Genomic DNA, 11,981 nt, shown 5'->3' on the forward strand with positions numbered 1-11,981 from the left:
GGAGACATATAGATCATGTGGAAGGCTTCATCGAAGAACTTCTTCATTTCCCAGCTCATCTGCCCAAAATGCGCCGGGCTGCCCAGCACGAAATAATCATAAGCCTCCACCTCGCGCCAGTCTTTCTTCTCGAACTCCTCCACGCGCGCCAGCCGCACCTGGAGTCCCTCCGCTTCCAGGGCCGCGCCGATAATCCGCGCCGCCTGGGCGGTGTTGTGCGCCACCGGCGTCGCGGCGCTCACCGCCTCCAGGGTTTCGCTGGACATGGTGCTGTCGTACAATCCGGCAACCGGGGTCCCGGAGCTGTAAACCACCAATACCGCTGTTTTTTTCGGCTGCGCCTGGTCCGCGGCAAATGCGGCCGAAGACAGAAGAAGCATAAGAAAAAAACAGGATCTGATTTTGCCGCTCATTTTTCCGACCTTTCCAAAAGTCCGTTTTATGAAAATCACCCGCGCCATTTGGCGTTCTGTGTTTCGTACTCGTCCAGCATGGCCATGAAATTGTAGTATTTCGTGCCCACGGCCACCGAATGGCTCGGCCCCAGGATGAACCCGCCCTCGGCCATGCGCGCCGCCTCGAACGCCCGGCGCACATCCGCGCGCACATCCTCGGGCGTGCCGCTCACCAGGTGCTCCACCTCCACCCCGCCCCAGAGCGCCATGCGCCCGGCGAAACGCTTGCGCAGCTCCATTAAGTCCATCCCGGCGCTGGCCTGGATCGACTGATAGCAGTCGTAGCCCGCCTCCAGGAACATGTCCAGCAGAAGGGCGTTGTTGCCGCAGGCGTGCTTGAGCACCTTGAGCCCGCGCGCGTGAACCGAGGCCGCGCGCTGGATGATGTTGGGCAGGCAGAACTCGCGGAACATGGCAGGCGAGATCATGGGGCCTGTGTTGTACGAAAAGTCCGTGCCCCAGAGCACGGCATCCTGGCCGGGACGGATGTACCACTGGTCCTGCAGCAGGCCCACGGCCAGCGCCCGGACATGGGCCGCACGCACCGCCTCCGGGTTGAGCATGAACTCCAGCAGCCCGCGCTCGTAGTTGTCGCCCAGGAGCACCATCGAGGCCTCCTCGCCCGAGGGGCCGATCACGAACTTGTCACCCTTGAACGCGGCGATCACTGCATCCACCACCTCGAAACAGGAGGGGTCGGGCGCGGGCAGGCTCCCGGGCGCCGGGAAATCCTGGGCTTTGAACACGCACGCATCCAGCACCGGGTCGCTGATACATGTGATGTCATCCGTGACCGGGCTGTAGCGGAACACTCTCCCCTCGCGGTCGCGCCAGGTGCTGTCGTCCACGCGCTCGGGAGGCCGCGGCTCGTAGCCCGCCGGCGGCAGGACCGAGCTGGCCCCGGCGTGCACGCCCACGATGTCGATCAGGTCGAGCTTGCGGTGGAACTCGATCGCATCCTCGCGCCAGCTTGCCGCCACCTCATCCCGGCGGCCCTCCCACAGCGCTATCTGGCTGCGCGCCTTGTTGCGCAGGAAAGTCTCGTGCCCGATCACCCGCGAGACAGTGTCGTGGTCAAAGGCGAACGAGCCCAGCGGCACTCGCGCCGTGGCGCGGTGCTCCAGGGCGGCGAGGACTGTTTCGCGGCTGTTCATCGCTTCCTTTCTCCGGTGGTGAGTGTAGCCTGGGCCATTTTCCGGCCGGGCTGAACGGGAGGATTCACGCCCTTCCTGGCGCAGAGGTCGGCCAGGGGGCACTCGCCGCACAGGGGGTCCCGTTTGCGGCAGTAGACCACGCACTGGCGGTCGAGCAGGGCATGATACTCCTGGTACAGGTTGACATCCGGCGCGCAGGCGGCCTCGAAACGCGCCTTGAGCTGATCGTAGGTCGCTTTTTCTGAAGCCAGTCCAAGACGGTACAACAGACGGCGGGTGTAGGCGTCGATCACGAACGTGGGCTGGCCCGCGGCGTCGAGCACGATGCAGTCGGCGGTCTCGGGGCCGATCCCGTTCACTGCCAGCAGGAAAGGCCGCAGCACCGCGACCGGCTCCTGAAACAGCGCCTGCCAGCGCAGGCCGTGGCGCGCGTGTACCGCCCCAACCAGGGCCTTGATCTTTTTCGCTTTCTGATTGAAATAGCCCGAGGGCCGCAGGAGTGGAGCGAGCCGCTCCACTGGCGTCTCCAGCAGCCGGGAGAAATCCATCAGACCGGCGGCGTACAGGTTGCCCACCGCGCGGGCGGCCCCGCGCCAGGCCGTGTTCTGGGCCAGGACCGCACCCAGGATCACCTCGAGGCGCTGGGTGTCGCTCACCGGGCCGCCGCTGTAGAGCGGCTCGCCGCCAGCTTCCGGTGTGACCGGCCACCAGCGCCGCGGCCCGAAATTGGCCATCAGGCGCTCGTACAGCCGCGGCAGCTCCAGCCTGTCCCGCTCCCTATCCATCGCCGATAGTCCCCTCTGCCCGGCGGCCAAGCCAGTCCTTACTGCCGGCGCGATATTGCCGAAGCCCCGCCAAAGGAGCTAAGATAATATACCGTCGAGTTTCGCACAATTTTTTGCCCCCCCCTCGCGCCGCACCGCTCAACCGGTCGGCCTTACAGGCAGAGCAACAAAAAGCCCGCGACGGCACTCGTCGCGGGCTTCGCAATTCTCTATCCGGTTTCGCCGCCGTCCTACTGGGTCACTCCGCTGTCCGGGCTGTGCTGGATCACGGTGGTGCCCTCGGGCGCCTTGAACGTGAACCGCGACTCGGCCAGCCTGAGGTTCAGACGGTGGTGCGTGTACTCATACACCGAGCGGTCGCCGTTTTTCTGTACGATCTCGGTGCGCACCGGGTACCAGCGTCCCTCGGGCACGGTGAGCAGCACTTTCTGTATCCCCAGCACCGGGCTGGCGGCCGAGGTGCCCTGGATCGGGGTGAGCCCCAGGGTGACCAGCATCGCGCCGGTGCTGTCCGCGGCGCGGGACTCCAGGCTCACCTGGAACTGCTCGCGGATACGGGCCGCCGAGCCGCCGAAGCCCACGAACAGTGCGCTCATGTCCTGGGCCTGCTTGACCGAGAACTCGTGCACCTGCTTCAGGTCGGGATAATGCAGCCAGCCGCGGTTGTGATTGATGATGAGCTGCTGGTGCTCCGGGTTCTGGGTGTCCAGGATCAGCTTGTCCGGGTTGCGGAAATAGAACTTGCCGCTCGAGACGATGGTCTCATCGAACACGGTCATAATCTTGGTCTGGACGAAATCGGCCTGTATGTCCTCCAGGCGGGCCGAGCTTTCGGCCATGCGGTCCAGGATCTGGTCCACTTCCGCGCCCGCGGCCCGTGCCGACTGGACCAGGCCCAGCAGGGCTGTCAGGATTAGCATTGTGATAGTCTTCTTCATCTTCCACCCTGTCCTTGTCTTAATCCTCAGACTGTCGCTGCCACCAGCGCCGGACTACGCCGCACCGAATGCGACGAGAAATACTCTTTCAGCAGGTCTCCCATCGGCTTGTCCAGATAGGAGCGGATCGAAACATAGCAGCCGCCGCAATGGTTGTTGGGCACGAATTCCTTGTGTATCTGACGCAAAGAGGTGTACTTGCGCTCGTGCATCGAGCAGGGCTTCAGGAACCCGTCCGGCGTGATCACCAGGAACCGCAGCCCCGCACGGCAGGGCAGTATCTCGCCCTTCTCGAAGAACTGGTACGTGCCCTCGATATTGAAATCGGCGTTCTGGATCAGGCCGCAATGGGTTTTCTTGTACTCCTTCAACTGGTCGAGCTGCCCGCGCAACTGGGCCAGGTCCTCGGGCCTGTCGATGGTGTAGGCGCGCTCGCCGGTGCGCAGCACCGAATAGGCGCTGAACGAGATCGACACCCCCCAGCGTTCGGCCACTTTGACCAGGTCCATGATGTGCGGCATGTTCTCGTGGGTGATCGCGCTGTTGAGCACGATATCATCGAAGCCCATGCCAGCCAGCTCCGGGATGGTGCGGTCCAGATGCGCAAACAGGCCGTTGATGTGACGCCAGCTGTCGTGACGCTCATCCGGGAAGCAGAGCGAGATCGAGAGCTGGTTGATCCCGGCCGCGCGCAGCTTGAGGTAGCGCTCACGGTTGAGCAGCCAGCCGTTGGAGACCACGATCAGGTATGGCGACTCGTGGCCCACCGGCTTGACCGCCCGCAGCACACCCTCCAGGTCATCGCGCAGCAGGGGCTCGCCGCCCGACACTTGGACGATCATCGGCTTCAACGTCTTCATCAGGCGGCCGTAGTCCTCCGGCCCGATACGCTGCTCGCCCGGGATCAGTCCGCCCATGTTGCAATGGTTGCAGTTGGCGTTGCAGCAGTGGGTCATTTCCAGCGAGACCACCGTGGGGTAGCTCAACATGTACCCTGGAATGCCGCGGGTCAGCAGCGCGGCGGTCTGTCTTTTGGTCAGTTTTCTCATGTCAGTTCTTCTCTATCGCTGATACACCCGTCCACCAGGTGCAGTATCCGGTCACCCTGCTTCGCCACCAGAGGATCGTGGGTGACCATGATGATGGTTTGATTTTCCTCCTGGTGCAGGCGCTCGAAAATGTCGAGCACGCGCCGGGTGTTCTCGCGGTCCAGAGAGCCTGTGGGCTCATCGGCCAGAAGGATCGCGGGACGGCGCACCAGGGAGCGCGCAATTGCCACCCGCTGCTGCTCTCCGATCGAAAGCTCGCGCGGGTGGTGGTGCATCTTGTTACCCAGCCCGACCCGGTTCAGCAACTCGCTCGGGTCGGCGAAACCATCCCGCCCGTTGGCAAACAGGGTCAGCTTGAGCGCAATGGCCACGTTCTCCAGGGCGGTGAGCGTGGGCAGAAGGTTGAAACGCTGGAACACGAAACCGATCTTGTCGTGGCGCATACGGGTGACCGCGCTGTCACCGCGTCCGGTCAGCTCCTGCCCATCCAGCCAGATACGTCCCCCCGTGACCGGGGCCAACCCGCCGATCAGGTAGAGCAGTGTGCTCTTGCCCGAGCCGGAGGGCCCCATCAGGCTGAAAAACTCTCCATACGCCACGCCGAAAGATATGCCTTTCAACACCCGGCTGGTTTCACTGCCGATCGTGTAATCTTTGACAATATTTTCAACGACAACGGCTTGTCTGTCCAGGTCTCCGGAAATAAAAAAACCCCCCTCTACGACACTGAAAGGCTCAGATCGCTTCGTGGCCAACATGCGGCCCCAAGGCCGGCGAGTATGTTTTACTTAGCCGTTAGTATAGTCCAGTACAGGAATTATGTCAAGATTTTAGCGTTGCACCCGACCTGCCATCGTGTTAACGCGACAAAGCCGACTACAGTTTCCACTTAAACAGGTCCCCGTTCCCGCCGTATACCTCCTGGTAGCGCCAGAAATTGGTCAGCACCTGGAGGTTGTAGTCGTAGGTCTCATCCAGCGGGATCAGCTCGATAAACAGGTCGAGGTCGAAATCCGACTCCCGGTCGCCGTGGGAGCGTTCCAGCCAGGCCGGAAGGTTGCGCGGGTCGGCGTTGTAGGAGCTGATCGCCAGCGCGATGTTCCCGTCGCAGTCGTTCAGGTTCGAGGCCAGGAAACGCGTGCCCAGGGCGATGTTGATCTCGGGGTCGAGCAGCCGCGCGGCGCTGACTGTCCCGTAGCCGGCCTTGCGCCCCAGACGCCGTCCCACCGAGGGCAGCAGCTGCATCAGCCCCACCGCCCCGGCGTGGCTCTTGGCCCGGGGATGGAAATTCGACTCCTGGCGCATCACCGCGGTGACCAGAGCCGGCGGGATGCCGTTCTTGCGGCCTTGGGTCTCGATGAAGCGTCGGTACGGCTCCGGGTCGAGGAAAGCGATCTGCCAGAAACCCGAGGGCAGGCCCTCGCCACCGCGCTGGAGGTAATCGCGGAACGGTCCGCGGAAACCGCGCAGGACCCTGTTGTACCAGCCGGCCTGGAACAGGTTCTCGTGCATGCGGAACCGCAGCAGGTCATCCTGAGGGACCAAATTCAGGCCGTTGTTGTAGACATAGGCCGCCTCGGCGTAGAACCCCAGGGCGCGCCAGGCGGCGGCTGTTTTCTGGATTTCCGCCCCCAGGGGCGTGTACTCCTGCGGGAATTTCGGTGAATCGGCCGTGGGTGGCCCAGCTGCGGGGTCGAGCGGGGCGGGCGGCTTCATCCCGGCCCGGATCGCCCGCGCCCGGAGACCGTAGTAGGTGTAGGGATAGGCCCCCGCCAGGGCGTTGAACGCCCGCAGCGCGCCCGGCTTGTCTCCCAGGGTCAGACGGGCCTTGCCCAGGAACAGCATGGCCCGTGACCAGTAGAGCGGGTCGCGCCGTGAGATGTTTTCCAGTGGGCCCAGGTTCTGCGTCACGGCGACATAGTCGAACTTGAGGTAATCGGCCAGGGCGATGTACCAGTAGATCTGGTTGACCGATTCGGAGTCGGGCTTTTCGGCGGCCAGATGGTTCAGGCACTGCAGGGCCGGATCGAAACGGTCCTGCTCGATCAGGCCGAGGGCCTCCAGGATGCCGACCTGAAAATAGGCCGCGCTGCCGTGATAGCTCTGCTCGATCTGCCGTGCCAGGTGCTGCACCTTGCCGAAATGCTCCTCGGCCAGGGTTTTGTATTTCTGGGCCGTGCTGCGGCGGCTCTTGCCCCCGTGCTTGCGCCAGGCGTAATCGTTCTTGCGCGAGATGGCCATGCTTTTCTTGCCGCACTGGTAGAGGAAATCGGCGCGCAGGCGCAGGAACTCCGGCAGACGGGGGCTGCCGGGATAGCGCGCGGCGAACTGGTCACAGGCCTGGTCCAGCTTGTCGGCCTGCAGGAAATTGGCCGAGAGCGCCCGCACCGGGAAACTGTCGTGCAGAAGCCTGGCGCTTTCCAGGGCCGCGGCCTCGGCCTCGGGCGAGTCGGGCCAGGTGTCGAGCAGACGGGTGTAGGCGGCCCGTCCGGCCCCGCCCAGCCTACGGGCCCAGTCCAGCATGCGCGCGGGCGGAATGTCCGGCTTGCCCGTGCCCTTGAGCGCCCAGGCCAGACGGTAGGAATCGATGGCCTGGCTCGAAGAGGAGGCCTCGTTCCAGAGCGGGTCGAACGCCCGGCGCGCCAGGTCCCAGTCGCCGCGCGCCGCCATGCGGCAACCGGACAGCAGCAGCAGACGGCGCCAGAATCGGCTGGAGGGATAGCGGGTCTTGAACTCCAGGGCCGCCTCCAGCAGCGAGCGGCCATCGCTCCAGCGCTCGGAGATCAGGCGCGCGTTGTCGGCGTAGGCGTTCAGAAAGGGCAACTCGGAGCGCAGGCCGGCGAATTCCTCGGCCGCGCGGCGGTAATCGGGCAGGAACGGCGGGTTGGAGATGGGCAGGCGGCCAAACGACGGGGCCGAGGCGATGAGCTGGTCGATGAAATCATCCTCCAGGTCCATCGCCCGCTGGTTGAGCGCCACGGCCCGCGCCAGGAGATGGTCCCGGCTGGCCACGCCGCCCTCGGCATCCACGTCCGCGATCACCGCGGCGTAGGTCTGGCGGCGGTTGGCGCCGGTCTGGTCGAAACTGTCCTGGAGCCGCTCGACCAGGCTGTCCGCCGCGGACAGGGACAGGCTGTTCAGCGACATGAGCGCCAGGCCGGTAAGAATAATCTTTATCACATTGTTCAATATCGGACCACGAAGTTGAGTAATAACGCGAACGAAAGATGCAATCAGGCTTCAATCTCCCGGCGCAGCGCCGCCTCGAGGGCCACGCTCCCGGCGGCGATCACCCCACCCGGGCGGCCGTCGGCATGCTCCCCGCCGCTGAAAGATTTCACTACGCCTCCGGCCTCGCGCACCAGCAGCACTCCTGCCGCGGTGTCCCAGGCCTTGAGGTCCTCCTCCCAATACCCGTCGAACCGGCCCGCGGCCAGGCAGGCCAGGTCATAAGCCGCGCTGCCGTCGCGCCGCACCGCGAAACTGGCCGCCATCAGACGCTTGAACCGTGACAGGCAGCGATCGAGCACCTCGCTCTGACGGATATTGTAGGGGAAACCGGTGACCAGGAAAGAACTGCCCAGCTCGGTCTGCGGGGACACTGCGAGGCGCTTTCCGCCCAGCCAACCCCCTGCGCCCTGCACCGCGGTGAACATCTCGTTCGTGGCGGGCTGGTACACGACGCCCAGGCGGGTGACACCCTCGTACAGAAGGCCGATGGACACGGCGAAACAGGGGTAGCCGTGGGCGTAGTTCGTGGTGCCGTCCAGCGGGTCGATCACCCAGAGCCAGGGAGAATTGCCGCGCGCGCGGGTGTCCTCCTCGGCCAGGAAATCATGGTCCGGGAACTCCTGCGACAGACGTCCGACCAGCAGCGCCTCCACCCGTCGGTCCATCTCGGTCACCGGGTCAATCTCGCCCTTGAGCTGCATGCCCACATCCGTGCCCAGGCGCTGCATCAACAACTGCCCCGCCTCCAGGGCCAGATTGCGGGCCAGTTCCAGCGCTCTGTCGACCGTATCGCCCAGCGGCATGCCTGTCTCCTTCACTCTCTCAGCCTGTTCGTTTGCCTTACCGCGCCGACCGCTATGTACAAGCCCCTAAGATAACCCGCCCGCTCCGGGTGTCAAGCGCCACAGTCGTCTTGCCCGCGCCGCGCGGCGGGGCTATCTTTGTGCAGATACACTCAGCACACAACTGTCCCTCAGACGGAGCCAGTCATGAGCCTATTCAGGCTGCCGCTGTTTTTCTGCCTCAGCCTCCTTCTTTGCGCCCCCGCCTGCCAGGCCCGCCCGCGGGAGCCGCAGGCCGTCCCGGTGCTGACCGGGCTGGATGTGCTGGAGGCCGGCTCTTTCCAGGCTCTTTCCGGCAAGCGGGTGGGCCTGGTGACCAACCACACCGGCCGCGACCGCCGGGGCCGCTCGATTGTGGACCTGCTGAGCGCCGCCCCCGGGGTGAAGCTTGCGGCCCTGTTCGCACCCGAGCACGGACTGTGGGGCAAGCTGGACCGCGAGTACGGCGATTCCTCGACTGCTCAGGGCGGCCTGCCGGTCTACAGCCTGTACGGCAAAACCCGTAAACCCGAGCCGCGCTGGCTGGAGGGCCTGGACATTTTGGTGTTCGACATCCAGGACATCGGGACACGCTTCTACACCTACAGCACCACCCTGGCGCTCTGCATGCAGGCCGCGGCCGAGGCAGGCCTGGCGGTGACCGTGCTCGACCGTCCCAACCCGATCGGCGGCCTGGCCGTGGAGGGACCGGTGCTGGAAAAAGCCCTCTGCGGAAATTTCATCGCCTACTACCCCATTCCGGTGCGCCACGGCCTGACCCTGGGCGAGCTGGCTGGGCTGTACAACGCCGAATTCGGGATCGGGGCGAAATTGAGCGTGGTGAAAATGCAGGGTTGGAGGCGCGGGATGCTCTGGGACGACACGGGGTGCAACTGGATCAACCCCTCGCCCAACATGCGCAGCCCGATGGCCGCGCTCCTGTACCCCGGGCTGGGGATCGCCGAGGCGACCAACCTCTCGGTCGGCCGCGGCACCGAGGCGCCGTTCGAGCTGTACGGCGCCCCCTGGATCACCCGGCCCGGCCTGGCCGACAGCCTTAACGCCGCGGGAGTGGACGGGGTGAGTTTCCGCGATACGACATTCACCCCAGCCGACTACGTGTTCAAGGGCCAGGCCTGCCGCGGAGTGCGTGCCACGGTGACCGGCCCGCAGCGGCTCGAAAGCCTGAAAGCCGGGCTGCTCCTGCTGGCCGTGATCGAACGGCTGTACCCGGAAAAATTCGAACTGAATAAAATAGACCTGTGGATTGGGCGGCAGGACGTGAAAGAGCGCTTGCGGCGGGGCGAAGCGGTGGAGTCGATCATGCAGAGCTGGCAGCCCGAGCTGGAGCGTTTCAAAGCCACCCGGTTGAGATACCTTCTTTACCCCGACTGAGCCTTTCCTTTCGCCACCAGTTCCTGCAGGTATTCCACCAGGCGCAGCATGGCCAAGGTGTCGAGAAGGCAGTACTGGCGCAGCTCGCTCTCCAGCCGCTCTCGCTCGGCGTCCTCGGGCGGGTTCTCCACCAGGAGATAGTGGACCGCCCCGGCGGTGACGCCGTTGTTCACGGGCAGAGCCTCGTAGCTCATGCCCGGCAGGAGCGCGGGCAGGACGTTCTTGATCGAGAACGAGCCGCACATGCCGGGATGGTAGACATTGTTCTGCACCACGGCGCAGAGGTCCCAAAGCCTGCGGCGCAGGCTCTCGACCGGACCGGCCAGCTCCGGGAACATCACGGCCGCCTCTTTCAGACGGTCCGATTCGAAATCCTTGTTGTAGACCACCACACTGCCCTCCAACCCGGCTGTCGCCTGCACCAGCGAGCGGATAAAACCCTCGCGCGGGTCTCCCGGACCACAGTCCAGGAACTCGACATGCCGCGGCTGTTGCCCGGGGGCCGCCTGGATATGCAGCGACCACTGGAACGGCAGCGGGTCGAACGGGTGCATCCCGGCAAAGCGCGGCAGGGCCGGGCTCGAGGCCTCGAAATCCACGAACAGCAGCGGGTAGCGCAGGACTTTCAGTTCGGAGGCCAGCCCCGGCTCGAACACCGTCCCGCCGTTCTGGCAACTCAACCGGGCACGCCGCTGGCGCGGGTTGAGGGGGAAGTCGGCCGGGATGTCGCGGATACCGGCTATCCCCATCCCGGCCAACTGCTCCAGCAGCTCGGGCGGGGTTTCGGGCAGGCAGCCGAGGCTGTCAGAGCCGGAGGGCCCGGCTTGGCAGCAATCGAAAAAGTCGCAGCGGGAGGAGCGCTGGCACTGCGGGCCGACTGACACCACGGGTGGCTCGGGGGCCTCAAGGATTTCGCGGATGCGGGGCAGCTCGCGCAGAAGGCGCTCCTCGCTGGGCGGCAGGGCCTCGCTCACCTCGCGAATGGAAAAAAGGCCACACAGGTCGTAGTCGCCGCCGGAGAAGACATAGCCCCGGTTGAGGTGCATCACCATGAAACCGTCCAGGCGAAGGCCGCAGGCGCCGAGCACGTGCTTGATCAGGGCCAGCTCGTTGAGGTTGTTCTCCTTGAGCGAGGCCGAGGACTTGACCAGCCGCACCCGCCAGACGCCGTCCTCCAGCCGCTCCAGGATATCGGCCCGCACGAAGATGCCGCCGCTTTCGAACGCCCCGTCGAATATGACCCGCAGCGACGGGTCGGCCAGGGCGCGGGCGGTCTCCTCGACCGCGACAGCCTCACCGCCCGGGCCGCCCCAGGGCGCGCTCCAGGACTCACCAGGGTTTGTGCCCACCGAGCGGCGGGCCAGCTCGCCCACGCGACGGGTCTGCGCGCTGAACATGCGCGCGGCCAGGTCGGGGCCGCTTTCGCGCGGCTGGCCGTGCAACTGGTAGTACATTTTTTTCGGGCAGCGCAGGGCGGACAGGTAGGCGGAACGGGTCAATCGCATCATCGGCTCGGGCGGCTCTCGGACTGAGTGGGCTCAACTGAACGGCATTGAATGACAAAATAAGTCGCCGGGAGCAATAATTCAACCGGCTTGGCATACCATTTCCCGCTGCCAGGATGATATGCAGATAGCGTCGAAAACCGTCGCAAAAAAACGAGACCGGGGCTGGCGCTTGGGACGGTGCAAAGGGAGCGTAGCCTGAACGATCCGGCGAAGGCTTCACTTGCGGAGATAAACACTCAGGTGAGGCTTCAGTCGAGCAGCATGATCTTGTCCAGCTTTTTCACCAGATCGTCGTAATTCACCGGCTTGAGCACGTAATCGGTCACTCCGGACTGAATGGCTTTCTTGACCGCCGACTCGTCGCTCTCCACTGTCACCATGATCACCGGTACTTTCTTCATCTTGTCGTACTGGCGCAGTTGGCGGCAGGTCTCGAACCCGTCGATTCCCGGCATGCGTACATCCAGCAGTATTACGTCCGGACGCACAGCCAGAGCGAGCTTGATCCCGGCCTCACCGTTCTCGGCCTGAAAAAGTTCGAACCCGTAAGTCTTGAGCCGGGTCTCCATGCTCGTGCGCATGAACTTGCTGTCGTCGATTATCAGGATCTTCATTCTGACCCCCTTTCTTCTCTCTCCCTTGCCG

The 11,981-nt window shown here is 64.5% G+C and carries 11 protein-coding genes; 1 reads left to right on the top strand and 10 read right to left on the bottom strand.

From position 1 onward, the window contains the following. From LLH00_06520 to LLH00_06555, 8 genes are all read right to left on the bottom strand, one after another. Positions 1-266: flavodoxin domain-containing protein (locus LLH00_06520; protein MCE5270923.1), on the bottom strand; the 266-nt coding region annotated here is incomplete at its 3' end. Positions 267-448: 182 nt separating this feature from the next. Then, positions 449-1,609 (bottom strand): uroporphyrinogen decarboxylase family protein, encoded by a 1,161-nt coding sequence (locus LLH00_06525; GenBank protein MCE5270924.1) that lies wholly within the window; start codon positions 1,607-1,609, stop codon positions 449-451. Continuing rightward, the gene (locus LLH00_06530; GenBank protein ID MCE5270925.1) at positions 1,606-2,394 is read right to left on the bottom strand and encodes a hypothetical protein; all 789 of its coding nucleotides are present in this window, start codon (positions 2,392-2,394) and stop codon (positions 1,606-1,608) included. The genes LLH00_06525 and LLH00_06530 overlap by 4 nt, the downstream gene beginning before the upstream one ends. 230 nt (positions 2,395-2,624) lie before the next feature. Beyond that, positions 2,625-3,314: an outer membrane lipoprotein carrier protein LolA gene (locus tag LLH00_06535; protein MCE5270926.1), complete on the bottom strand. Its 690-nt coding sequence runs from the start codon at positions 3,312-3,314 to the stop codon at positions 2,625-2,627. Between the two features lie 44 nt (positions 3,315-3,358). After that, positions 3,359-4,381 (bottom strand): radical SAM protein, encoded by a 1,023-nt coding sequence (locus tag LLH00_06540; GenBank protein MCE5270927.1) that lies wholly within the window; start codon positions 4,379-4,381, stop codon positions 3,359-3,361. Further along, positions 4,378-5,004 carry an ABC transporter ATP-binding protein gene (locus LLH00_06545; protein ID MCE5270928.1) on the bottom strand — a complete coding sequence of 209 codons (627 nt, stop codon included), beginning with the start codon at positions 5,002-5,004 and terminating at the stop codon, positions 4,378-4,380. The genes LLH00_06540 and LLH00_06545 overlap by 4 nt, the downstream gene beginning before the upstream one ends. A gap of 253 nt (positions 5,005-5,257) precedes the next feature. Beyond that, positions 5,258-7,561, bottom strand: a complete 2,304-nt coding sequence (locus tag LLH00_06550) for a lytic transglycosylase domain-containing protein (GenBank protein ID MCE5270929.1) — start codon at positions 7,559-7,561, stop codon at positions 5,258-5,260. A 53-nt stretch (positions 7,562-7,614) separates the two neighbouring features. Next, a complete protein-coding gene (locus tag LLH00_06555) occupies positions 7,615-8,415 on the bottom strand; it encodes an inositol monophosphatase (GenBank protein MCE5270930.1) in 801 nt (266 codons plus the stop codon). Positions 8,416-8,601: 186 nt separating this feature from the next. On the opposite strand from LLH00_06555, the gene LLH00_06560 reads away from it, so the two are divergent. Continuing rightward, entirely contained in the window at positions 8,602-9,828 is a 1,227-nt protein-coding gene (locus tag LLH00_06560) for a DUF1343 domain-containing protein (protein MCE5270931.1), read from the top strand. Here the strand turns inward: LLH00_06560 and LLH00_06565 are convergent. Together LLH00_06565 and LLH00_06570 are read right to left on the bottom strand one after the other, a co-directional pair. After that, a complete protein-coding gene (locus tag LLH00_06565) occupies positions 9,816-11,333 on the bottom strand; it encodes a DUF2779 domain-containing protein (protein ID MCE5270932.1) in 1,518 nt (505 codons plus the stop codon). The two genes, LLH00_06560 and LLH00_06565, sit on opposite strands and share 13 nt — an antisense overlap. Before the next feature lie 251 nt (positions 11,334-11,584). Then, positions 11,585-11,950 carry a response regulator gene (locus LLH00_06570; GenBank protein MCE5270933.1) on the bottom strand — a complete coding sequence of 122 codons (366 nt, stop codon included), beginning with the start codon at positions 11,948-11,950 and terminating at the stop codon, positions 11,585-11,587. Positions 11,951-11,981 lie beyond the last annotated feature (31 nt).

The organism is bacterium (genome assembly GCA_021372515.1).
Classification (GTDB): domain Bacteria; phylum Gemmatimonadota; class Glassbacteria; order GWA2-58-10; family GWA2-58-10; genus JAJFUG01.

Excerpts from the sequence above, each read along its gene's own strand:
- LLH00_06565 (MCE5270932.1), bottom strand. The coding sequence starts at position 11,333 with ATGCGATTGACCCGTTCCGCCTACCTGTCCGCCCTGCGCTGCCCGAAA.
- LLH00_06530 (MCE5270925.1), bottom strand. The coding sequence starts at position 2,394 with ATGGATAGGGAGCGGGACAGGCTGGAGCTGCCGCGGCTGTACGAGCGC.
- LLH00_06570 (MCE5270933.1), bottom strand. The coding sequence starts at position 11,950 with ATGAAGATCCTGATAATCGACGACAGCAAGTTCATGCGCACGAGCATG.
- LLH00_06555 (MCE5270930.1), bottom strand. The coding sequence starts at position 8,415 with ATGCCGCTGGGCGATACGGTCGACAGAGCGCTGGAACTGGCCCGCAAT.
- LLH00_06560 (MCE5270931.1), top strand. The coding sequence starts at position 8,602 with ATGAGCCTATTCAGGCTGCCGCTGTTTTTCTGCCTCAGCCTCCTTCTT.
- LLH00_06540 (MCE5270927.1), bottom strand. The coding sequence starts at position 4,381 with ATGAGAAAACTGACCAAAAGACAGACCGCCGCGCTGCTGACCCGCGGC.
- LLH00_06535 (MCE5270926.1), bottom strand. The coding sequence starts at position 3,314 with ATGCTAATCCTGACAGCCCTGCTGGGCCTGGTCCAGTCGGCACGGGCC.
- LLH00_06525 (MCE5270924.1), bottom strand. The coding sequence starts at position 1,609 with ATGAACAGCCGCGAAACAGTCCTCGCCGCCCTGGAGCACCGCGCCACG.